The organism is Azoarcus sp. Soil_N_20 (assembly GCF_057656155.1).
Map to the genome: position 1 here is coordinate 19328 of NZ_JBDGKX010000013.1, position 21820 is coordinate 41147.

The window sequence follows — 21820 nt, forward strand, 5'->3', positions numbered from 1 at the left end:
GCGCTCCCGCACGACCGGTGGGGCTCCGATCGTGCTGAACCGGAGTTTGCAACATAGTCAATTTGCAATGCGAGGGAAAGACGCGTTTTCCCTATCGCCGATCGTCGCCTCCAGCCGAAGGCCCGGCCGCGGCCCGCGCTCGACGCGCATTCGCGCACAACGCCGACGGCCACGAGCACCGACAAGGCGGTCGGCCCCGCCATGAACATAGTGGATGGGCAAGCGCGACAGGCTCGGGGTGGGACGCACCGACTCGCCCTCCTCCAAGCGCGAACAAGCTGCTCGGCAGCGGAGCCGGGGGATCGGCTAAAATGCAGCCTTTAGCTGCCGCCCGATCTTGATGACCGCTGCCGTTTCACGCCCTGCCAGTCCCGATTCGCGCCCCGTTATGTGGATCGTCCTGCCCGCCGCAGTGTGCGCAGTGCTGGCCGTGGGGGTGGTGTTCGGCAGCGCGAACGAGACCTGGTTTGTCGACTGGAACCGGGTCGCGAGCGGTATCTTGCCGCCGTTCATGTGGGCCGGGATCACCAACCTCGGATCCACCCTCGGCGCTTTCGCCCTGCTTACCCCGACCCTCGCCTGGCGTCCGCGCTGGCTTGCCGCCACGTTGCTCGCTGCGCCGGCGGCGACGCTCTACACCCACGGCCTGAAGCAACTGTTCGACCAGCCGCGACCAGCCGGCGTGCTCCCGCTCGAGCACATCAACGTGATCGGCCTGCCATTGCGCACCGACGGTTTCCCGTCCGGGCATACGGTCACCGCTTTCGTGCTGGCCGGCGTGCTCGCGCTGAGTGCCGACCGCGACGAACGGCGCTGGCTGGGGTGGGTCGTTCTGGCCATGGCGGCCACGGTTGCGTTCTCGCGTGTCGCGGTGGGCGCCCACTGGCCGCTGGACATCTTTGCCGGCGCTGCCGGCGGATGGGTGTGTGGCGCAATCGGGGTACGCTGGTCGGAAGCCTGGCGATTCTGGGAACACCTCTACGGAATACGGGCCATGGCCCTATTGATGATGCTTGCCGCCGCCCGGCTCGCCGTCGAGGATCTCGGCTATCCCGAAGGACTGTGGATGCAGTATCTGCTGGTGGCCTGGGGCATGGCCGGCGCGGGGTACGCGCTGGTCCGGCCGCAGCCGTGCACGGTGCGGGCATGAAGCGTGGGCTCGCCGTCCTCGTCAGTCTCGCGCTGCTGGGCTGGCTGCTCGCAGATGGACGCTGGCAGTCGCTCGGCGACGCGCTGGCACGCCTGACCCCGACCGTGATTGGGCTCGCCGCTGCCGGTTTCGCACTGAGCTACCTGTTGCGCGCACTCAGGGTGTACGACGAGTTCCGCCTCGATGCGCGCGGGCGGTTCGGCGCCTGCGTCCGCATCGTGCTGGTGCATAACGCCATGGTCAATGTGGTGCCCTTCCGCGGGGGCGAGGCGGCGTTTCCCCTGCTGCTGCGGCGCACCTTCGGCACCCCGCTGCCACGTGCCCTCGCGTCGCTGTTCTGGTTTCGTCTGCAGGATGCGCTGGTGGTCAGTATCGTCGCGATCCTGGTCTGGCCCGGATTACCGCTCGTCCTGCGCATCGCAGGCCTCACCGGCCTGATCGCCTTCGCCTGGGCCCTGCCGCGCTGGGCCCGAAGCCCTCACGACTGGGCCGAGCGCGGCGCGCTCGCGGGCCAGTTGGGCAAACTGTGCGACGCCTTCGGCGAGTCGACCCGTCACGCCCGTTACGGCTGGCTGTGGACCGTCTCCAACTGGTCGGTCAAGCTTGCCGCCCAGGCTTGGCTGCTCGCCGCACTGCTGGCAAGCGGATTGCCACAAGGGGCCGCCGGTGCCCTGGGTGCCGAACTGGCAGCAATCCTCCCGATTCAGGGCGTGGCCGGGTTCGGCACCTACGAGGCGGGGGCGGCGGCGGCATTGCTACCCGTCGGCATCGCGTTCGAGGACGGTCTGCGGGCCGCGCTCGCCCTTCATCTTTTCATCATTGCCTGTGCGCTTGGCGCAGGAGCGGTGGCCTGGCTGTTTCCCAACGCCGGCCCCGCTCCCGCCGTCGACGCCCCCTCGTCTTCATCGTCCAAGAGCGCTTCGCACTCATGAGCAAATCCCCGCTGCCTCCCGCCGAACCGCAGATTCCGGACGGCCTGCCCGAGCACACGCTATCGGTGGTCGTGCCGATGTACAACGAGGCCGAGAATGTCGAGCCACTGCTCGAGCGTGTCCACCTCGCGCTCGGCCCTTACCCGTGGCCATGGGAAGTCGTGCTGGTCGATGACGGCAGTTCGGATGCAACCCCGGCGGAACTGATCCGCTGCGCCGGCAAGTTCGGCCCCCATGTGCGCGTAGTCGAACTGATGCGCAATTTCAGGCAGACGGCCGCGATGCAGGCCGGCCTCGACGTCGCCCGCGGCAGTGTGATCGTGACCATGGACGGCGACCTGCAGAACGACCCGATCGATATCCCGCGCATGGTTCTTCGCCTGCTCACCGAAGATCTCGATCTCGTCGCCGGCTGGCGCAAAAACCGGCAGGACGGCCTGCTGCTGCGCAAGATCCCGTCGCGCATCGCCAACCGCCTGATCGCGCGCATGACCGGTGTGCATCTGCGCGACTACGGCTGCAGCCTCAAGGTGTTCCGCGGCAGCACCATCAAGAGCGTGCGCCTCTACGGCGAAATGCACCGCTTCATTCCGGCCTGGCTCGCAACCGTGACTACGCCGAGACGGATCGCGCAGGAAGTCGTCACCCACCACGCGCGCGTGTTCGGCCAGTCGAAGTACGGCATCTCGCGCACCTTCCGGGTCGTGCTCGATCTGATCTTCGTCTATTTCTTCATGCGCTACCGCACCCGCCCGGGCCACTTCTTCGGTGGCATCGGTATCGCCATCGGCACCGTCGGCACCCTGATCGTGACCTACCTCGCCTTCGTCAAGATCTTCCTCGGCGAGGCGATCGGTACCCGCCCGTTGCTGTTCGGAGGTTTCTTTCTGGTCATTGCCGGAGTGCAGATGGTGACCTCCGGCGTACTCGCCGAACTGCTCACGCGGGTGTATTACGAATCGGGCATCGCCCGTCCCTACCTTGCCCGCCCGGCGCCCGTTCTGTCGACGGATGATGGCTGGCATCGGCCGAACGCCACATGACCACCATGCCGTCACGCAATCCGGCGCTCGTCGCCCTGATCCTGCTGCTGCCCCTGGTGAGCTTTTTCCTTTGCCTGGGCAGTGCACCGCTGTTCGACGTCGATGAGGGCGCATTCTCCGAAGCGACCCGCGAGATGTTCGAGCGCGGCGACTTCATGTCGACCTACCTGAACGGCGAACATCGCTTCGACAAGCCGATCCTGATCTACTGGCTGCAGGCTATCGGCTACCTGCTGTTCGGTGCCACCGAATGGGCTTTCCGCCTGCCTTCGGCCATCGCGGCGGCGGCCTGGAGCTATGCCACCTGGTATTTTGCCCGCCAGCGCTTCGGCCCCGACACGGCACTGGCTGCGCTGATCGTGACCGCAACCGCGATCGGTCCGTTCGTTATCGGACGGGCCGCCACGGCAGATGTCCTGCTCAACCTGCTGCTCGCACTGGCACTGTTCGACGCCTGGCGTCACCTCGAGTCGGGAGCCCGCGCCCCGCTGGTGCGCACCTATGCCTGGATCGGACTGGGGGTGCTGACCAAGGGCCCGATCGCGCTGATCGTGCCCGGCGCGGTTACCTTCCTTTACTGCGCCAGCCGCGGTGAATGGAAGATCTGGCTGCGTTCGGTGCTGGATCCGGTCGGCTGGATCATTTTCGCCGTGCTGGTTGTGCCATGGTATGCAGCAGCCCTGATGATCCATGGCCAGAACTTCATCGACGGTTTCATCCTCAAGCACAACGTGGAGCGCTTCACCGGCACCCTGGAGGGACACGCCGGAAGCATGTTTTACTACATTTTCGCGGTCCCGCTGCTGCTCCTGCCGTGGACTTCGCCGCTCCTGGCCGCACTGCGCAACATCCGCAGCGACGCCGCGACCGGGGTGCGGCGCTTCCTGTGGATCTGGGCGGTCTTCGTGGTGGTGTTTTTCTCGCTTTCGGGAACCAAGCTGCCGCACTATGTGCTGTACGGTGCCACCCCCCTGTTCCTGCTGATTGCGGCCCATCGCGACAGCCTGCGCCGGACGTGGGTGCACTTCGCCCCGCCGACGCTGCTGCTCGCGCTGCTCGTGCTCCTGCCCCTGGTGTTCAAGTCGCTGTCGGCCACGGATGCCGGCAACGCCTATTACCGCGCCCAACTCGGTGAATCATTCGCCGCCGCAGACTGGACCTACTTTGCGGTCACTGTCGGCGGTCTGCTGCTGTGGCTTGCCGTCATGCTGCGCATATCGGCCACGTTGTGGTCCAAGATGATGATCGTGGCCGCGATTCAGGTGCTGGTGTTGAGCACGGTCGTGGTGCCATGGGTGGGCGAGGTCCTCCATGGGCCGGTCAAAGAGGCTGCCGCCTTTACGCGTGCGCTCGGCGAACCGGTCGTCGCCTGGCGGTTCAATGTGCCGAGTTTCAGCGTGTACCGCGAGGCCGTCACCCCCTCGCGGGCGCCCGCACCCGGCGAACTGGCGGTCACCCGGATCGATCGCGTGCCCGAAACGGGCTACGAAATCCTGTTCCGCAAAGGCGGCGTCACCGTCGTTCGCCGACAAGTGGAGAATTGAACATGGCAGTAGCCGAGACCAACAGGACACTTCTCGCCGTGCGGCGCCCGATCAGCCATCTCACCCTCTACATGGTCCTGAGCATGGTGGCCTGCGGCGCCGCGTTCACCTTGTGGCCCGCGCTCGATCTGAGTTTCAGCAGTGCATTCCATCGCAGCGACACGGGCTTCATCGGCGACGACTATGCCTTCGTGCAGGCACTCTTTCGCGGCATACCGATGATGTCCAAGGCGATCATCATCGGTCTGCTCATCGCCCTCTTCGCCTACGCATTTCAGCGCGACGAACACGGCGCAAGACGGCGTATCCAGGTCGGCTATCTGATCGTGGCGCTGCTTCTCGGTCCGGGCCTGCTGATCGATGTCGTGCTGAAGGACTTCTGGGGACGCGCCCGCCCGGCCAAAGTGGTGGAGTTCGGTGGCGCGGCCACGTTCTCGCCGGCGCTCGTGCCAACCGATCAATGCCCGATCAACTGCTCGTTCGTCAGCGGCCATGCATCGGCCGGCTTCTACGCGGTCAGTCTCGGTTTTCTCGGCGGCGCGGCATCGCGGCGGCGCTGGACCCTGATCGGCCTCGCCCTGGGAAGCGTGGCGGGCGTTGCCCGGATCTCGCAGGGCGGGCACTTCCTGAGCGATGTCGTGTTCAGCTTCTATGCGACCTGGTTTGCCGCCTGGCTGGCCTGGATCATTTTTCTCAAGCTTGGCTGGCTCCAGGATCCGGACAGAACCGTCGGGCCGGAGCTCTGACGGCCGAAGTCGCAAGCGGGCGCCCCCAGCGAGCCCCGGGGCGAAGGGTGCGAGCGGTCAGCGACGCGACGGTGCTGGCTGCGATGGCGCTGCCCGCGATTTCAGAAACTCGAGTTCGGCCTGTCGTTTCATCAGCGCCTCGTTGAGTTCGGCCAGCTGACGCTCGAGCCCGCTGCTCGTGGCGCGCTCCATTTCCAGCGCAAGCCGACCCACACCGAGTTCCTCGACAAGCCTGCGGTTCTCCTGCTCGAGCTGGGCGATCCGGCCCTCGCTTGCAGACCTGTCCGCGGCGTGCCAGAAGCCTGCAGCCACCAGTGCCACCAACGCGCCGCCGCACGCCGCAAGCACCAGACGCAGGCGCATGCTTGCAGCTTCACGCGCGCGGACAGCATCGTCGCCGAGTTTGCGCGGGCGAAAACCGCCGAGGAATTTCACCGGTTACCGGATCAGGAGCGCGCGAGGTAGGTCGCGGGATTGACGAACGCGCCGTTGCGCAAGACTTCGAAATGAAGGTGGGCTCCGGTCGAGCGGCCAGTCGAGCCGACCGCTGCAACACGTTGCGACGGCGTGACCACTTCGCCGGCCTTGACGAACAATCGCGAGCAATGCGCGTAGCGCGTGACGAGGCCGTTGCCATGATCGATCTCGACCATGTAGCCATATTCCTTGTGGTATCCGGAAAACACCACCCGACCGCCCGCACTGGCAAGAATCGGCGTTCCAGTCGGCGCCTGGAAGTCGAGGCCGGAGTGAAATGCGCTGCGCCCGTTGAACGGATCGATCCGCGAACCGAACGACGAATTGCGCCGTCCGCCCGGCACCGGATGACGGTTCGGAAAGGCCATCAAGGCCAGGTCCAGCTCGGTCGCAGCCCGTTCGACCTCGAACAATACGGCGCCAAGACGCTCAAGTTCGTATTCGATGTCGGTCAGGCCTGCACCGCGATCGTCGAGCACAGAGAGGGCCGCATCGGACGCGGCGCTGCCGCCAAGAGCGGGAATCATCGGACCGCCGGAAGGCTCTGCCATCTTGCGCCCGGACGGTGCCGGCGAGGCCCCGGACACGGCTGCGGGCAATATCGGGGGCTCCCCATTCCTGGTCACCCCGACCCGCCGCGCCAGGCTCAGGGCTTCGCTCTCGAGGCGTACGAGCTTGCCCGAGATCTCGCCGAGACGATCAACCAGGAAACGTCCCTCGGGATGATCCACGCTCAGCGACGGCGACGGTGACTCGCTGGCGCCGCGGCCGACCCCCACGCCGAGCGCAAATGCGCCCGCCGCCACCGTCAGCAGGGTGGCGGATGCAATCAGGACGAGCGCGCTGGAACTCAGCGTGCGGACACGCGACCGGCTGAAACGTCCCATGGAAAGAATGACCAGGGCCACCCCGTTCCTCCTTTTACGCCCCCCTGCCCCGATCAACGGGGCGGCGGACTGCAATATGGAAGTGTCGACCGCTGCGCCCGAAGTATCGCGACACACTTTATTTGGTCAAACACAAAACAGACGGAGTCTATCACCATCTTTCCGGAAAAGACGCTCCCGATTTCCGGTACCCGCGTCAACCGACGAGGGCGACCGCAGTCGCCCTCGTCGCCCTCGAGGCGGAGCAGCTTACGCCTTCGAATGGGATGCGAGCTTCAGCCAGGTCGAAACCACCGTGTCCGGATTGAGCGAAATGGTCTGGATGCCTTCATCCATCAACCACTCGGCGAAATCCGCGTGGTCCGACGGCCCCTGACCGCAGATGCCGACATACTTGCCGAGCTTGTTCGCGGACTGGATGGCCATCGACAGCAAGGCCTTCACCGCCGGGTCACGCTCGTCGAAGGCATGTGCCACCAGGCCGGAGTCGCGATCCAGCCCGAGCGTGAGCTGGGTCAGGTCGTTGGAACCGATGGAGAAGCCGTCGAAGTGCTCGAGGAACTGGTCGGCGAGCAGCGCATTGGACGGGATCTCGCACATCATGATCAGCTTGAGATCATTCACCCCGCGCGTGAGTCCGTGCTCGGCGAGCAGCTCGACCACGCCGGCGGCTTCTTCCACATTGCGCACGAACGGAATCATGATCTGCACGTTGGTCAGACCGAGCTCGTTGCGCACCTTGCGCATCGCCGCACATTCCATCTCGAAGCAGTCGCGGAAGGAATGGGCGATGTAACGCGACGCACCGCGGAAGCCGAGCATCGGGTTCTCTTCTTCCGGCTCGTAGATCTCGCCGCCGAGCAGCTTGCGGTACTCGTTCGACTTGAAGTCGGACATGCGCACGATCACCGGCTTCGGGTAGAACGCCGAGGCGATGGTCGCCACCCCTTCGACCAGCTTCTCGATGAAGAACTGCTTCGGTGTGGCATAGCCGCGCGAGCGGCGGGTGATCTCGTCACGCAGACTGGCCGGCACCTGCCCGAGCTCGAGGATGGCCTTCGGGTGAATGCCGATCATGTTGTTGATCACGAACTCGAGGCGGGCCAGGCCCACGCCGCCGTTGGGAATCTGCGCGAACTCGAAGGCGAGCTCGGGATTGCCCACGTTCATCATGATCTTCACCGGGATCTCGGGCAGATTGCCCATGTCGGTGCGAATCACTTCGAAGTCGAGCCGGCCGCGATAGACGTAGCCGGTGTCACCCTCGGCACACGACACGGTGACCGAATCGCCCTCTTCGAGCACCTCGGTGGCGTTGCCGCAACCGACGATGGCCGGAATGCCGAGCTCACGTGCGATGATCGCCGCATGACAGGTGCGCCCGCCGCGGTTGGTGACGATCGCGCTCGCGCGCTTCATCACCGGCTCCCAGTTGGGGTCGGTCATGTCGGTGACGAGGATGTCGCCGGCATGGACGCGATTCATCTCGGATGCATCCTTGACCACGCGCACCACGCCCGCACCGATCTTCTGGCCGATCGCACGGCCGTGGGTCATCGCCTTGCCGTACTGCTTGAGGCGGTACTTCTCCATGACCAGGCCAGCGTCCTGACTCTTCACCGTCTCCGGCCGTGCCTGCAGGATGTACAGCTTGTGGTCTTCACCATCCTTGCCCCACTCGATATCCATCGGCCGACCGTAGTGCTGCTCGATGATCACCGCGTAGCGTGCAAGCTCCAGCACGTCCGCATCGGTGAGCGAAAAACGGTTGCGATCGACCTCGGGTACATCGATCGTGCGCACCGATTTGCCGGCTTCCTTCTTGTCGGCGAACACCATCTTGATCAGCTTGGAGCCGAGATTGCGCCGCACCACGGCCGGACGGCCCAGCGCCAGGGTGGGCTTGTGTACATAGAACTCGTCCGGGTTCACCGCGCCCTGGACCACGGTTTCGCCCAGGCCGTAGGACGAAGTGATGAACACCACGTCCTTGAAGCCCGATTCGGTATCGATCGTGAACATCACGCCGGAGGCGCCGGTGTCCGAGCGCACCATGCGCTGCACGCCCGCCGACAGCGCCACGTCCGCATGGGCGAAGTTCTTGTGCACCCGGTAGGCGATCGCACGGTCGTTGTACAGCGAAGCGAAGACTTCCTTCATTGCGTGAAGGATGTTCTCGTAACCATGGATGTTCAGGAAGGTTTCCTGCTGACCGGCAAAGGACGCATCCGGCAGATCCTCGGCCGTGGCCGAAGAGCGCACCGCAAAGCTGCCCTCGCCTTCGGCGGTGATCTGCTCGTAGGCCGCCTTGAGGTCGGCTTCGAGTTGCGGCGGGAACGGGGTATCGACGATCCACTGCCGGATCTCGGCACCGGTCTTTACCAGGGTGTCGACATCGTCGACATCGAGCGCATCGAGCGCGGCATTGATCCGGTCGGCCAACCCGTTGTGAGCGAGGAACTCGCGATAGGCGTCGGCCGTGGTGGCGAAACCACCGGGGACACGGACGCTCGAAGGCAGTTGGCTGATCATCTCGCCGAGCGAGGCGTTCTTGCCGCCGACCTTGTCGACATCGGTCATGCGAAGTTCTGCGAAGGGAATCACGTAGCGGGTCATGAATGGCTTCCGGAATCAATGAAGAGAAAGCAAAATGCGATTTTACCGAAAAAAATTGTGCTCTGCCGCATGGCAGGGTTTGCCCCAACATCTCGTTGCACTAACGACCCGAGCCCACGTCCATGAACAAACTCGCCACCCGCACCGTGTTTTTCATCTCCGACGGAACCGGCATTACCGCGGAAACGCTTGGTCACAGCCTGCTGGCCCAGTTCCCCGACGCACGCTTTCGTCAGGTGCGGATACCGTTTGTCGATGATCTGGACAAGGCGATCGATTGCGCAAGTCAGATCCGCGAGGCCTTTTTTACCGATGGCACCCGGCCGATCGTGTTCAGCACCCTCGTCAACCCGGAGACCGTGAGCGCCGTACACATGGCGGACGCGCTCTTTCTCGACTTGTTCGAGCGCTTCATCGAGCCGCTGGAAACCGAACTGGGACAACGCTCGACGCACGCAGTCGGACGTTTCCATGGGATCGCGGACAGCAACGACTACAAGAACCGGATCGAGGCGATCAACTTTGCCATGGCACACGACGATGGTATCTCATCGGACGGCGAACTTGCCGAAGCGGACGTAATCCTGGTCGGGGTATCGCGCTCGGGCAAGACCCCGACCAGCCTCTACCTCGCCATGCAGTTCGGGGTGAAGGCCGCCAACTACCCGCTGATTCCGGAGGATTTCGAGCGCGGCAAGCTTCCGGGCGAACTCTACCACTACCGCAACAAGCTGTTCGGCCTGACCATCGCGCCCGACCGTTTGACGCAGATCCGTCAGGAGCGCCGCCCCAACAGCCGCTACGCCTCGCTCGACAACTGCAAGTACGAGATCGAGGCGGCGCAGAAGCTGATGCGGCGCGAGAACATCCGCTGGCTGGACTCCACCACCAAGTCGATCGAAGAGATCTCAGCAACCATCCTGCAAACGGTCAGACTCAACAGGCCGGCCTACTGAACCCAGTCGGTTAGAATGGCTCAAAGCAAACAGGCGCCACCCGATCGACGGATCGCCCCCCAACAGGACACAAGATGAAAAGACCGCGCCTCAAGCGCCGCGGCGGCATTGGTCGCCTCGCCGAGCAACTTGTCTGGCTATCCGCCGGACTGGCCGAATCCGGCTGCAGGGTTGAAGACCGCTACTGGGAATTGCGCCTCGCGGCCACCATAGACACGGCGCTCGGCAACGAGGACGAAGACACCCTCAACGCCGCGCTCGACCAGTTGTTCAGCAACGACGGTCCGGGCTATGACGAACTTGCGGACCATATCGAATCGCGCGCGGAGTCGGCCGCCGGCATCGCGGACACCCATGACATCCTGCTGGTCGCGGCACCGGTGCTGGTGTGGTCGCGCTTCCGGATTCCGGCGACCACCCTGTCGGCAGCCACCCTGGCCAACCTGCGCGTGCACCTGCAGGCGCATGTCCTGGCCGATGGCGCGCGACTCGCACTTGCCGATTTCCTGTTCAGCCCGGATCAGCTCCCGCAGGGCTACTGTGCCACCGCCGGCTTCGCCGCGCTGACCGGACGTGCCGCACTCGACAGCCTCGATCTCCATATCGAAACCGAGGGCATGCCCGAGACCTCGCAGTTCCTCTCCGACACCCGATATCTGCTCGCAGCGGTCGCCGTGCCCAAGGGCGAGGCGCTGTTCCGCTGGCAGGAACCCGACGGCAGCCGCGAACAGGCACTCGCCCAGTGGCGCACCCAGGGCGGGGCCTGCCTCGCGCCGCTGCTGCCTGGCTGCACCCTCGAGTTCATCCTCCCGGAAGCCTATTTTTCCGCCTGCCGCGCCGCCGACAAGGGCAGCCGGCCCTACTCGATCCGCGCCTCGGTCGCCTTTCTCGGCGCCGCACTGGATTCCCCGGCCGCGAACCTCGAGGCCGTGATCGCCCCGTTCGGCGACAACCTGATCGAGGAGTATCGCATCGGCTTCAGCCTGGGCGCGCGCGACGAAGTCGTGCACGGCGTGGTGTGGCCGCTACTCGGCTCGGAGGACGACTCCGTCGACGTACCCGGCGAGATCGATTCGATGCTGCGCGAATGCGGGGTCGGCAATGTCCGTTTCCTCGACCACCGCTTCCCGCTCGAATATTGCGACGACTGCGGTGCGCCGATGTATCCCACCGCCGACGGTGAAGTGGTGCATGCGGAGATGCCCGCCGAGCAGGCCGAACAGATCCCGCGGCATCTGCACTGATACCGGTCGGTGTACGACAACCAGGAGCAAGCATGAGCCGCAAGATCACGAAACCCGAAGCCGAGTGGCGCGGGCTGCTGACCCCGACCCAATACCACGTCGCCCGCGAGAAAGGCACCGAACGCGCGTTCAGCGGCGAGTACTGGGACCGCTGGGACAAAGGCCGCTATCAGTGCGTCTGTTGCGGGGCACCCCTGTTTGACTCGGCGCACAAGTTCGACGCCGGCTGCGGCTGGCCCAGCTTCTGGAGCGCCGCAGAACCGGAAAACGTCGAGTCGACCGAAGACCTGAGCCACTTCATGCGGCGTACCGAGGTGCTGTGCCATCAATGCGGCGCCCACCTCGGCCACGTGTTCGAAGACGGTCCTCCGCCGACCGGGCTGCGCTACTGCATCAACTCCGCGTCGATCGCCTTCGTGCCGGACGAACCTGCTCCCTGAATCCGTGCAGCGCCGGGGCCGTGCGCCCGGGCCTGCCCCCAACGGTCAGGCCGGCGGCATCCGGATCAGGCCTGCAGAAGAAACTCGCGCACGACCGCGATCTGCCCATCGTCCATCAGCATCGGGGCATGACCGACACCGGGAAACTCCACGATGCCCGCCTTGGGGCCGCGCGTCGACATCGCCACCAGGGTTTCATGCTCGAGCAGGTCGGAGTCGGCGCCGCGCAGGGCCAGCGTCGGGCAGCGGATCCGGTCGTAGGTCTCCCACAGATCGACATCCATCACGATCGGATTGTTGCGGAAGACCTCGCCGATACCCGGGTCGTACACCATTGCAAAACCGCCGTCGACCGGGCGCACGGTGTATTGGGTGAGATGGCGCCACTGCGCATCGGTCAGTGGCCCGAAGGGCGCACTCACCTCGCGGATATAGGTCTCCGCCGCCGCCATCGTGGGGAAGCGCGGCGCATTGCCGACATACTGCCCGATCCGGCGCAGCGAAGCTGCGGTGACCACCGGCCCCACATCGTTGAGCACCAAGCGGCTGATCGGCGAGTGCGGCTGACTCGCAATCAGCATGCCGATGAGACCGCCCATCGAGGTGCCGAACCAATGCACCGACCCGACGTCGAGCCGGGCGATCAGGGTGATCATGTCCGCCACGTACAACGGAAAGCCGTAGTCGGTCTTCACCCCCAGCCAGTCGCTGCGCCCCCGCCCGACGACATCGGGACAGATCACGCGGTAGCGATCGGCCAGCGCGCGGGCCAGATCATCGAAATCGCGTCCATTTCGGGTCAGGCCGTGGGCGCAGATGAGTACACGCGGATTGTCCCGGTCGCCCCACTCGGTGTAGGCCATGCGGTGCAGGCCGTGCGGTCCGAGACACTGTACCGTACGCTCGCGCACGCCTTGATAGGGGCGGACGGGCCCGGGAGGTGCCTTGAACAGATTGCGCAGCGAGTCGAGGAGAGACATGTCGTCAGGTCACCGGAACAATGAAATCGGGACCGAGTCTAGCATCGTCCCGGCTCCATTGCGCCGCACGGCGCCGTCTGGCGCCCGACCCGCAGACTAAGGCGGATCCAGCCTCAGCACCGCACCATCGGTTTCCTCCAGCAACCATAGCCTGCCATCCGGCCCCTGTCTCACGTCGCGGATGCGCTTGGCGAAATCCTGCAACAGCCGCTCCGCCTCGCCTACCTCGCCGCGCTGCTCGGTCAAACGCGCCAACAGGCGGAACTTGAGCGCGCCGACAAAGAGGTTGCCGGTCCATCCGGGGTAGGCATTGCCGGTATAGAAAGCCATCCCCGAGGGCGCAATCGACGGCGTCCATTGGTGGCGGGGCGGCTCCACGTCGGCGCGCTCGCTGCCCTCGCCAATGCGTGTGCCGACGACATACTCCCGGCCCCAGGTGATGACCGGCCAGCCGTAATTGCGTCCGGGCAGGATCTCGTTGACTTCATCCCCGCCCTGAGGGCCGTGTTCATGCGCCCACAGCCGGCCGGTCACCGGGTGCAGCGCCGCCCCCTGCACATTGCGATGGCCATACGACCAGATCTCGGGCAAGGCACCGGCCTTGCCGACGAAGGGATTGTCCGGGGGAACCGAGCCGTCCGGACGGATACGCACGATCTTGCCCAGATGGCTGTCGAGGTCCTGGGCGCGGTCGCGATGGCTGAAACGGTCGCCGAGGGTGATGAACAGATTGCCATCACGGTCGAACACCAGGCGGGAACCCCAGTGATTGCCACCTGCCACCTCATCCTTCTGCGCAAAGATCACCTTGACCGCCCGCAACTGCAGCGCATCGACATCGAGTTCGGCACGCGCCACCGCGGTGCGCGCGCCGCCCGCCGTCGGTTGCGCAAACGAGAAGAAGATCGTGCGATCGGCCGCAAAATCGGGGCTGAGCGCCACATCGAGCAAACCACCCTGCCCTCGCGCCTGGACCTCGGGCACCCCGCCCAGCGGTGCAGACACCGTGCCCGACGGCGATACGATGCGCATCCGCCCCGGGCGCTCGGTCACCAGCATTCGCCCATCGGGCAGGAACGCGAGCCCCCACGGCACTTCCAGTCCGCGCGCAACCTCGGTCACGCGTACCGGGCCCGCGGCAACGCCGGCAGTCCCCTGTGCGCCGGCCCACCCGGGAGCAAGCAAGGCGGCGATCAGCGCCGCAGTGCGTGCCGTCCGCCGTCCGCGCTCCCGCGCATCGCGGCGCAGGCGCCGAACGGACTCTGGCTCGTCGATCATCATCTCGTTTCCTCCGCGCTTGCGTGTTGGTCAGAATCAATTTCACCTCTGAGGCAACATGAGACACAATTCGTTCATGCGGAACGCGTTCATCCAGATCGAAGTATCCGCCTATTTATCTCCATGCAGAAAGCCCGCGTGCGGAATCCATCCATACCAGCCAGAGACACCATGCTCACACACGACAAGCCCGACACCCCAAGCCCGGCGCCGGAACAGGACGTCGCCGAAGGGCGCAGCAGCGAGCGCGCAGACCGCCGCGGCATCCAATCGATCGAGGTGGGCGGCACGCTGTTGCAGGCCCTGGTGCGCAACGGCACGCCGATGATGCTGAAGGACCTCGCCCGCGAAGCCGGCATGCCGCCGGCCAAGGCCCATCCCTACCTGGTCAGCTTCGGCAAGCTCGGGCTGATCGAGCAGGATGCCATTACCGGCCGCTACGGCCTCGGCCCGTTCTCGCTGCAGATGGGGCTGACCGCGCTGCACGCGCTCGACCCGCTCAAGGCCGCGATGCCCGAAGTGGCCCACCTCGCCGACGAGATCCAGCTCAATGTGGCGATCGCGGTGTGGGGCAACCTGGGCCCGACCATCATCCGCATCGAGGAATGCCGCCGGCCGATTCATGTGAACATGCGCCCCGGCACGGTCATGACCCCGCTCATGCTCACCGCCACCGGGCGGGTCTTTGCGGCCTTCCTGCCCGAGCGCATCACCCGCCCGCTGGTGGAAGAGGAGCTGTCACGGCTCGCCAGCGGCGAGCAGCCCGCATTGCGGATGTCGCAGCGCCACATCGACGAGGCCCTGGCCGAAGTCCGCACATACGGCCTCGCACGTGCCCTCGGCCACCCGATTCCAGGCATCAACGCCTTCGCGGCACCGGTGTTCGACAACAGCGGCGGGCTCGCCCTGGCCATCACCGCCATGGGCCCGGCAGGCGCCTTCGATACCGAATGGCACGGTCCAACCGCAACCAAGGTGCTGGCCTGCGCCCGGGAGATCTCCGGCCGGCTGGGGAACATCGCCGGCGCACGCTGAAACCGGGCAGCGCACACGCGCCGCCCACCGCGGACTCACTCGGCGTCGGGCTGGTTTCCCGGCGCTGCGAGGCGGAAGGCTTCGATTCCCTCGCAGCGCTCCACGATGCGGCTGATCACCGGCAACCGGCCCGTATCGCAGTTGAAACGGCGCGCGTTGAACACCTGCGGTACCAGGCAGCAATCGGCTAGCGTGGGCGTATCGCCGTGGCAGAACACCCCGGTGCGCGCATCACCCGCGAGCATGGTCTCCACCGCATCGAGGCCCAGTTCCACCCAGTGCCGGTACCAGGCATCCTTCTGCGCGTCGGTCGCGCCCAGCTCGCGCTTGAGGTAGTGCAGCACGCGCAGGTTATTGAGCGGATGGATATCGCACGCGATCGCCTGCGCGATGGCGCGGATCCGGGCGCGATCGGTCGCCGGACCCGGAAGCAGCGCCGGCGCCGGGTGGGTTTCGTCGAGATATTCGATGATCGCCATCGACTGGGTCAGCGTCTGGTTGTCGTCCACCAGCGCCGGGATCAGCGCAGCCGGGTTGATGGCACGGTAATCCTCCTGACGATGCTCCCCGCCGGTCCGGGTCAGGTGCACCGGAATCGCCTCGTAGGCCAGGCCCTTCAGGTTCAGCGCGATCCGTACGCGGTAGGCGGCCGAGCTGCGAAAGTAGGTGTAGAGCTTCACGGAGGTCTCCTGAGAGGATCGGGATACGGATAAGGATGTGAGCATACGCAACGGGGCCCGGCGTGTTCAACCCCGGGCCCCGTTCTTGCAAACCGGCAACGCCGGCACTGCAAACTTACGGCTTGTATTTCTCGATCAGACTCTTGGCGCTGTCGAGCATGTCCTGCCCGGGGTAGCCCTTGCCGTTCATTTCCTCGACCCAGTCGGTCTCGAGCTTCTCTCCCACCTTGCGCCAGCTGGCGAGTTCGGAAGCCGGAATGGTGTTGAACACGTTGCCGCGATCGACTGCCTGCTGACGTGCGGCGGGAGCGGATTCGTCCCACACCCGGCCGATCATGGCCGAGAAATCGGCACCGGAGTTGTCATCGATCACCTTCTTCATGTCGGCCGGCAGGCTCTCGTACTTGGCCTTGTTCATCGCGATGGTGAACACCGCGGTGTACAGCGCCGGCTCCGAGGGATCGGTTTCGGAATGGTACTTGGTGAGCTCGTGCAGCTTGACCGTCGGAATCACTTCCCACGGCAGCACGTAGCCGTCGATCACGCCCTTGGACATCGACTCGGTCACCGCCGGCAGCGGCATCGCCACCGGCGACGCGCCGAAGGCGGACAGCATCTTGTTGGTCAGCCGGGTCGGGGCGCGCATCTTCATGCCACTGAAGTCGGCCATGGTGTTGATCGGCTTCTTGCCATGCACATAGCCGTTGTCATGCACATGGAAGGCCAGCGGCTTGACCTGGGCGAAGTCCTTTTGCGAGAACTTCTCGGCGTACTCCCACAGCGCGCGGCTGGTCGATTCCGCCTTGCGCGACATGAAGGGCAGCTCGAACACCTCCACCGACGGGAAGCGGCCGGCGGTATAGCCCGGCAGTGTCCATACGATGTCGGCCACGCCGTCCGCGGCCTGCTGGATCAGTTGCGGTGGGGTGCCGCCGAGCTGCATCGCCGGGTAGATCTGACACTTGAGGCGGTTGGCCGATTCCTTGGCGATCTTGTCGCACCACGGCAACAGCACCTTCTGGTGCGACAGCGCCGTGGTGGGCCAGAAGTGCGCCACCTTGAGGATGATTTCCTGCGCGCCGGCGGCAGAGGCTGCCAGCACCGAAGCCGCGCCGAACGCGGCCAGCATGAAGCCATTTTTCTTCATATGTATCTCCTCCTGTATTTTTATCGGATCAACCCGGCATCCCGCCCTCCTGGCGGCGGGCTGCCGAGTGTGGATGATTCAACGCCCGGGCGTCGTGACCGTATTCTCGATGGCCCCGAACACGCTGCGCCCCTCACCGTCGAACATCTCGATGCGCACGATATCACCCGCCGACATGAAGGGCGTTACGGGTTTCCCCTGCTCGATGGTCTCGTAGGTACGCACCTCGGCGAGGCAGCAATAGCCGACGCCGCCGTGCTCGACCGACGAGCCCCACAGGTTGCCCTGCTTGTTCGACACCGTGCCCGAACCGATGATGGTGCCCGCTCCGAGCACGCGGGTCCTGGCCGCATGTGCAATCAGCTGCCCGAAGCCGAAGGTCATGTCTTCGCCCGCATTCGGCTGCCCGAAGCGCTTGCCATTCAGATCCACCACCAGCGGCAGGTGCAGCTTGGCCTCGCGCCAAGCCGAACCGAGTTCGTCCGGGGTTACCGCCACCGGGCTGAACGCGGAGGCCGGCTTGCTCTGGAAGAAGCCGAAGCCCTTGGCGAGCTCGTTCGGGATCAAGTTGCGCAGGCTCACGTCGTTGACCAGCATCACCAGCCGGATCGCCTTCGCCGCCTGTTCGGGCGTGGCCCCCATCGGCACGTCGCCGGTGACCACGGTGACCTCGGCCTCGAAGTCGATGCCCCAGCTCTCGTCGGCCACCACCTTGTCGCGCGGGCCGATGAAGCTGTCCGAACCGCCCTGGTACATCAGCGGATCGGTGTAGAACGAAGCCGGCACTTCGGAATTGCGCGCCTTGCGCACCAGCTCGACGTGGTTGATATAGGCCGAACCGTCGGCCCACTGGTAGGCGCGTGGCAGCGGCGAATGGCACGCCACCGGGTCGAAGGCCTGCGATTCGACTGCGCCGCTGTTGAGCGCCTCATACACCTGGCGCAGCTGGGGTTCGCAGCTCTCCCAGTCGTCGAGTGCGGCCTGCAGGGTGCGGGCGATGGCCGGTACCGCGCGGCAGCGGGCGAGGTCGCGGCTGACGACGACGAGGGTACCGTCACGGCCGCCGTGCTTGAGCGTGGCGAGCTTCACTGAAACATCTCCTTGTAGCTGCCGTCATGCATCCACGCCGCGTGCTTGGGCGCTTTCTTGGTCTGCGCCCACTCTTCGAGCATGGCCCACTTCACCTGATCGAGCGCTTCGAGCATCTTCGGGCTGCCGGTGTTGCACGCCAGCTCCAGCCGGTGGCCGTTGGGGTCGAAGAAATAGATCGATTGGAACAGGGCATGGTCTGTGGGGCCGACGACTTCGATCCCGGCCGCTTCCAGCCGCGCCTTGGCTGCCATCAACACCTCCATCGACTCGACCTCCAGCGCCAGGTGCTGGGTCCACGCCGGAGTGTTGGTGTCGCGCCCCATCGGCGCGCGGGTGGGCAGCTCGAAGAAGGCGAGCACGTTGCCCATGCCGGCATCCATGAAGATATGCATGTAGGGGTCGGCCTCGCCGGTGGAGGGCACCGCGTCCTCGGCGATCGACAGCACCAGCTTCATGTCGAGGTGCTTCTCGTACCAGCGCGCAGTCTCGAGCGCGTCCTTGCAACGGTAGGCCACGTGGTGAATCTTCTTGATCATGTTTGTCTCCTGCTTCCGCCTAGGTTCAAACGCCTTCGCGGGCGATCTTCATCGCCTCGCGCAGCACCGAGATGTCGCCGATGTGATTGGCCAGCAGCAGGATCAGGCGGGCATTGACCATTGCGCTTTGCTCGTCGGTGAGGTCGCGGTGGGTTTCGATCAGCGCTTCATAGAAATCGTCGCCGGGCGAGAACGCGCGGAAGTAGCGTTTGCCGGGCTCTTGCAGATTGGATTGGACATTGAGGGCCATGGCGTTCTCCTTAAGCGTTGCAGGTGGCACGGGCGACGGCTGCGCGCACGTTCGTCACGTCGAGGGCGCGCCAGCGGGCGGCCACGTGCTGATCGGGACGAACAAGATAGCAACTGCCCGGGGTCAGGTCGTAACGCTCGCGGATGCGACCCTTGCTGTCGATCAGGGTCTTCAGCCCCGCCGGCGCGGTGCCGCGTTCGGTGACCACGAGGGCCTCGACTGGAATCGGTGCGTCGGCCAATGCGGCCAGCGCCTGCGCGATGGCGGGGTCGAGCGCCGCCGCATCCGTTACATAGCACAGCAGCTGGAAGCGGTTACCGAGCGCACCAAGCAGCCACTTCTCTCCGCTGGCGGTGTCGATCGGCGCATCGTCCATCGGCGCGCCGGGTACCATGTCGCCGGCAAACACATCCGCGTCGGCGGTGTTCAGGCGCGAATCGGTGAAGAAGCTCGGTACCGACAGCCGGCCCGAATTCACCAGCGCACGGGCAAACGGATAGTGCTCGGCCAGACCCAGCACCGCGTTGCGGAAGGTCTTGCTGACCGCGCTCTTGGGGGTGATGAAATCGGTCGAGCGGGTCGAGTTCATCAGATTCTCGTCCGCCGCAAAACCGCGCTCGTCGCTGTAGGTATCGAGCAGCGACGCCGGCGCCTTGCCGTCCATCACCAGCTTGAGCTTCCACACCAGGTTGTCGCTGTCCTGGATACCGGAATTGGCCCCGCGCGCACCGAACGGCGACACCTGGTGCGCCGCATCGCCGACAAACAGCACCCGGCCATGGTTGAAGCGGTTCATGCGCCGGCACTGGAAGGTATACACGCTGACCCATTCCAGATCGAAGTCGCGGTCGTCGCCGAGCATCGCCTTGATCCGCGGGATCACGTTCTCGGGCTTCTTCTCTTCTTCCGGGTCGGCCTGCCAGCCGAGCTGGAAGTCGATCCGCCACACGTTGTCGGCCTGGCGGTGCAGCAGCACCGACTGGTTGGGATGGAAGGGCGGATCGAACCAGAACCAGCGCTCGGTCGGGTACTCGGCCTTCATCACCACGTCGGCGATCAGGAAGCGATCCATGAAGATCTTGCCTTCGATGTCCAGCCCGAGCATGGTGCGGATCGGGCTGCGCGCACCGTCGGCCACCACCAGCCAGTCGGTGGTGAGGGTGTAGGCGCCATCGGGCGTCTCCACCCGCAAGCTCGCCTGGTCGCTGCCCGGCGTGACCGCGATCACCGTGTTCTTGAAGCGCATTTCAAGGTTGGGCAGCTGCTGCGCGCGCTTCACCAGATAATCTTCGAGGTAATACTGCTGCAGGTTGATCATGCCCGGGCGATGGTGATCCGGCTGTGGGCACAGATCGAAGCTGAACACCTCTTCCTCGCGAAAGAAGGTGCGGCCGACGTTCCACGACACCCCTTTCTGCACCATCTCCTCGCCACAGCCGAGACGGTCGAGCACTTCCAGCGCGCGCTTGGCATAGCACACGCCGCGCGAACCGATGGACACGGTGTCGTCGTTGTCGAGCAGCAGCACCTGCTGCCCCTGGATCGCCAGATCGATCGCGGTTGCCAGGCCGACCGGGCCGGCGCCGACCACGATCACCGGATAGTGGCCGTCACGCCCCTCGCTGATCTCGGGCGGGCGGCGATATTCGAACTTCGGGTATTGAAATGTGCTCAGCACGGTGTCTCCTCCAAATTCATCGTTAATCCCGGCGCAGCCCATCTGCGGGGCGTGTCGCCGGCAATTTCCTGCTCTGCTGTCAGGTACCAATCGGGTGGCCGGTCGGGCGGCCCTCCAGCAAATTCTGTCAGGCCTGCAGCGCGTGCCACATCTGCTGGTCGCGCTCGGCCGTCCAGATGCGCGGATCGCGAATCCCGCTCGCCTCGTCGTGCGCACGGGTCACGTCGAACGGCAGGCAGTGTTCGTAGATGAACACCTCGCCGAACTTCGGATCCATGTTGTGGCGCGTGTGCGCCATCGTGCCCTTCAGGTCCAGCCCCTTGGCCACCGCTTCCTGGGCGCTGCGATACAGCGTGGACACGAAATCCCGCGTGTAGGCCAGGCCTTCCTGCACCCGCTTCGGGTCGAGCAGCGCGGGGCCACGGCCCGGCACCAGCTTGTCGAAGTTCATTGCGGCCAGGTTGTCCAGCGTCTGCGGCCAATCGGCCAGATAGGCGTCGCCGGTGTAACAGGCGGCATCGGCCTCGACCAGGTCGCCCGAGAAGCAGATGTTCTGCGACGGGAGGTACACGATGGTGTCGCCCTTGGTATGGCCACGGCCCACCTGCTTGATCTTCACCTCGAGCTTGCCCATCCACAGCGTCATCTCGCCCTGGAAGGTGATCGTCGGCCAGGTCAGGCCGGGCACGCTCTCGACCGCATTGAACAGGCGCGGGAAGCGGCCGATCTCGGACTCCATGTCCTGCTGGCCGCGCTCGACGATCAGGTCGTAGGTGTCCTGACTGGCGATGATCTGCTCCAGCCCTTCGCTCTTGTAGCCGGAGGCACCGAGCACGCGCACCGCGTGGTAATGGGTGAGCACCACGTACTTGATCGGCTTGTCGGTGAGTTCGCGCACCTTGGCGATCACGTCCTGCGCCATCACCGGGGTAGCGGTGGCGTCGATGATCATCACCGAGTCATCGCCGATGATGATGCCGGTGTTGGGGTCGCCTTCGGCGGTGTAGGCATAGGCGTTGTCGGACAGCTTGTCGAAGCTCACCTGCTTCACTTCGAGGTCGGCCTGGGAGGCAAAAACTTTGGTGGTCATGGTTATGTTTTCCGTTGGA

The 21820-nt window shown here is 65.2% G+C and carries 21 protein-coding genes; 9 read left to right on the forward strand and 12 right to left on the reverse strand.

From position 1 onward, the window contains the following. Positions 1–388 precede the first annotated feature (388 nt). The 5 genes from AC3A35_RS21395 to AC3A35_RS21415 are packed head-to-tail and all read left to right on the forward strand — an operon-like array spanning position 389 to position 5415. Positions 389–1150 carry a phosphatase PAP2 family protein gene (locus AC3A35_RS21395; RefSeq protein ID WP_487438378.1) on the forward strand — a complete coding sequence of 254 codons (762 nt, stop codon included), beginning with the start codon at positions 389–391 and terminating at the stop codon, positions 1148–1150. Then, positions 1147–2082 carry a lysylphosphatidylglycerol synthase transmembrane domain-containing protein gene (locus AC3A35_RS21400; protein ID WP_487438379.1) on the forward strand — a complete coding sequence of 312 codons (936 nt, stop codon included), beginning with the start codon at positions 1147–1149 and terminating at the stop codon, positions 2080–2082. Before AC3A35_RS21395 ends, AC3A35_RS21400 begins: the two co-directional genes overlap by 4 nt. Beyond that, positions 2079–3125 carry a glycosyltransferase family 2 protein gene (locus tag AC3A35_RS21405; RefSeq protein WP_487438380.1) on the forward strand — a complete coding sequence of 349 codons (1047 nt, stop codon included), beginning with the start codon at positions 2079–2081 and terminating at the stop codon, positions 3123–3125. Before AC3A35_RS21400 ends, AC3A35_RS21405 begins: the two co-directional genes overlap by 4 nt. Continuing rightward, complete coding sequence (locus tag AC3A35_RS21410; protein WP_487438381.1) at positions 3122–4669, forward strand: ArnT family glycosyltransferase; 1548 nt, start codon at positions 3122–3124, stop codon at positions 4667–4669. The genes AC3A35_RS21405 and AC3A35_RS21410 overlap by 4 nt, the downstream gene beginning before the upstream one ends. A gap of 2 nt (positions 4670–4671) precedes the next feature. Next, complete coding sequence (locus tag AC3A35_RS21415; RefSeq protein WP_487438383.1) at positions 4672–5415, forward strand: phosphatase PAP2 family protein; 744 nt, start codon at positions 4672–4674, stop codon at positions 5413–5415. Between the two features lie 57 nt (positions 5416–5472). Here the strand turns inward: AC3A35_RS21415 and AC3A35_RS21420 are convergent, their stop codons facing one another. From AC3A35_RS21420 to ppsA, 3 genes are all read right to left on the reverse strand, one after another. Beyond that, positions 5473–5850 (reverse strand): hypothetical protein, encoded by a 378-nt coding sequence (locus AC3A35_RS21420; protein WP_487438384.1) that lies wholly within the window; start codon positions 5848–5850, stop codon positions 5473–5475. Positions 5851–5861: 11 nt separating this feature from the next. After that, the gene (locus AC3A35_RS21425) at positions 5862–6800 is read right to left on the reverse strand and encodes a M23 family metallopeptidase (protein ID WP_487438385.1); all 939 of its coding nucleotides are present in this window, start codon (positions 6798–6800) and stop codon (positions 5862–5864) included. Between the two features lie 228 nt (positions 6801–7028). Then, the gene (gene ppsA / locus AC3A35_RS21430) at positions 7029–9395 is read right to left on the reverse strand and encodes a phosphoenolpyruvate synthase (RefSeq protein ID WP_487438386.1); all 2367 of its coding nucleotides are present in this window, start codon (positions 9393–9395) and stop codon (positions 7029–7031) included. A gap of 122 nt (positions 9396–9517) precedes the next feature. Between ppsA and ppsR the strand changes: the two genes are divergently transcribed. The 3 genes from ppsR (at position 9518) to msrB (ending at position 12035) form a co-directional block, all read left to right on the forward strand. After that, positions 9518–10351 carry a posphoenolpyruvate synthetase regulatory kinase/phosphorylase PpsR gene (gene ppsR, locus AC3A35_RS21435; protein ID WP_487438388.1) on the forward strand — a complete coding sequence of 278 codons (834 nt, stop codon included), beginning with the start codon at positions 9518–9520 and terminating at the stop codon, positions 10349–10351. 74 nt (positions 10352–10425) lie between these two features. After that, a complete protein-coding gene (locus AC3A35_RS21440; protein WP_487438389.1) occupies positions 10426–11595 on the forward strand; it encodes a DUF2863 family protein in 1170 nt (389 codons plus the stop codon). Positions 11596–11627: 32 nt separating this feature from the next. Then, complete coding sequence (gene msrB, locus AC3A35_RS21445; RefSeq protein ID WP_487438390.1) at positions 11628–12035, forward strand: peptide-methionine (R)-S-oxide reductase MsrB; 408 nt, start codon at positions 11628–11630, stop codon at positions 12033–12035. A 65-nt stretch (positions 12036–12100) separates the two neighbouring features. Here the strand turns inward: msrB and AC3A35_RS21450 are convergent, their stop codons facing one another. Next, a complete protein-coding gene (locus AC3A35_RS21450) occupies positions 12101–13015 on the reverse strand; it encodes an alpha/beta fold hydrolase (protein WP_487438391.1) in 915 nt (304 codons plus the stop codon). Between the two features lie 96 nt (positions 13016–13111). Continuing rightward, positions 13112–14293 (reverse strand): PQQ-dependent sugar dehydrogenase, encoded by a 1182-nt coding sequence (locus AC3A35_RS21455; protein ID WP_487438516.1) that lies wholly within the window; start codon positions 14291–14293, stop codon positions 13112–13114. A 171-nt stretch (positions 14294–14464) separates the two neighbouring features. Between AC3A35_RS21455 and AC3A35_RS21460 the strand changes: the two genes are divergently transcribed. Next, entirely contained in the window at positions 14465–15328 is an 864-nt protein-coding gene (locus tag AC3A35_RS21460) for an IclR family transcriptional regulator (protein ID WP_487438392.1), read from the forward strand. Between the two features lie 35 nt (positions 15329–15363). Here AC3A35_RS21460 and maiA read toward each other — a convergent pair whose 3' ends face one another. The 7 genes from maiA to AC3A35_RS21495 form a co-directional block, all read right to left on the reverse strand. Further along, entirely contained in the window at positions 15364–16008 is a 645-nt protein-coding gene (gene maiA / locus AC3A35_RS21465; protein ID WP_487438393.1) for a maleylacetoacetate isomerase, read from the reverse strand. Between the two features lie 115 nt (positions 16009–16123). Next, complete coding sequence (locus AC3A35_RS21470; RefSeq protein ID WP_487438394.1) at positions 16124–17155, reverse strand: TRAP transporter substrate-binding protein; 1032 nt, start codon at positions 17153–17155, stop codon at positions 16124–16126. Between the two features lie 78 nt (positions 17156–17233). Further along, on the reverse strand, positions 17234–18244 hold the full coding sequence (locus tag AC3A35_RS21475; RefSeq protein WP_487438395.1) for a fumarylacetoacetate hydrolase family protein: 1011 nt from the start codon (positions 18242–18244) through the stop codon (positions 17234–17236). Beyond that, on the reverse strand, positions 18241–18783 hold the full coding sequence (locus tag AC3A35_RS21480) for a VOC family protein (protein WP_487438396.1): 543 nt from the start codon (positions 18781–18783) through the stop codon (positions 18241–18243). Before AC3A35_RS21480 ends, AC3A35_RS21475 begins: the two co-directional genes overlap by 4 nt. A gap of 25 nt (positions 18784–18808) precedes the next feature. Further along, a complete protein-coding gene (locus AC3A35_RS21485) occupies positions 18809–19033 on the reverse strand; it encodes a DUF2783 domain-containing protein (RefSeq protein WP_487438397.1) in 225 nt (74 codons plus the stop codon). A 10-nt stretch (positions 19034–19043) separates the two neighbouring features. Continuing rightward, positions 19044–20711, reverse strand: coding sequence for an FAD-dependent oxidoreductase (locus tag AC3A35_RS21490; RefSeq protein ID WP_487438398.1), 1668 nt, complete (start codon positions 20709–20711; stop codon positions 19044–19046). 127 nt (positions 20712–20838) lie between these two features. Then, entirely contained in the window at positions 20839–21801 is a 963-nt protein-coding gene (locus tag AC3A35_RS21495; protein ID WP_487438399.1) for an MBL fold metallo-hydrolase, read from the reverse strand. Positions 21802–21820 lie beyond the last annotated feature (19 nt).

Excerpts from the sequence above, each read along its gene's own strand:
- AC3A35_RS21395 (WP_487438378.1), top strand. The coding sequence starts at position 389 with ATGTGGATCGTCCTGCCCGCCGCAGTGTGCGCAGTGCTGGCCGTGGGG.
- AC3A35_RS21400 (WP_487438379.1), top strand. The coding sequence starts at position 1,147 with ATGAAGCGTGGGCTCGCCGTCCTCGTCAGTCTCGCGCTGCTGGGCTGG.
- AC3A35_RS21405 (WP_487438380.1), top strand. The coding sequence starts at position 2,079 with ATGAGCAAATCCCCGCTGCCTCCCGCCGAACCGCAGATTCCGGACGGC.
- AC3A35_RS21410 (WP_487438381.1), top strand. The coding sequence starts at position 3,122 with ATGACCACCATGCCGTCACGCAATCCGGCGCTCGTCGCCCTGATCCTG.
- AC3A35_RS21415 (WP_487438383.1), top strand. The coding sequence starts at position 4,672 with ATGGCAGTAGCCGAGACCAACAGGACACTTCTCGCCGTGCGGCGCCCG.
- ppsA (WP_487438386.1), bottom strand. The coding sequence starts at position 9,395 with ATGACCCGCTACGTGATTCCCTTCGCAGAACTTCGCATGACCGATGTC.
- ppsR (WP_487438388.1), top strand. The coding sequence starts at position 9,518 with ATGAACAAACTCGCCACCCGCACCGTGTTTTTCATCTCCGACGGAACC.
- AC3A35_RS21440 (WP_487438389.1), top strand. The coding sequence starts at position 10,426 with ATGAAAAGACCGCGCCTCAAGCGCCGCGGCGGCATTGGTCGCCTCGCC.
- msrB (WP_487438390.1), top strand. The coding sequence starts at position 11,628 with ATGAGCCGCAAGATCACGAAACCCGAAGCCGAGTGGCGCGGGCTGCTG.
- AC3A35_RS21450 (WP_487438391.1), bottom strand. The coding sequence starts at position 13,015 with ATGTCTCTCCTCGACTCGCTGCGCAATCTGTTCAAGGCACCTCCCGGG.
- AC3A35_RS21455 (WP_487438516.1), bottom strand. The coding sequence starts at position 14,293 with ATGATCGACGAGCCAGAGTCCGTTCGGCGCCTGCGCCGCGATGCGCGG.
- AC3A35_RS21460 (WP_487438392.1), top strand. The coding sequence starts at position 14,465 with ATGCTCACACACGACAAGCCCGACACCCCAAGCCCGGCGCCGGAACAG.
- AC3A35_RS21470 (WP_487438394.1), bottom strand. The coding sequence starts at position 17,155 with ATGAAGAAAAATGGCTTCATGCTGGCCGCGTTCGGCGCGGCTTCGGTG.
- AC3A35_RS21480 (WP_487438396.1), bottom strand. The coding sequence starts at position 18,783 with ATGATCAAGAAGATTCACCACGTGGCCTACCGTTGCAAGGACGCGCTC.
- AC3A35_RS21485 (WP_487438397.1), bottom strand. The coding sequence starts at position 19,033 with ATGGCCCTCAATGTCCAATCCAATCTGCAAGAGCCCGGCAAACGCTAC.
- AC3A35_RS21495 (WP_487438399.1), bottom strand. The coding sequence starts at position 21,801 with ATGACCACCAAAGTTTTTGCCTCCCAGGCCGACCTCGAAGTGAAGCAG.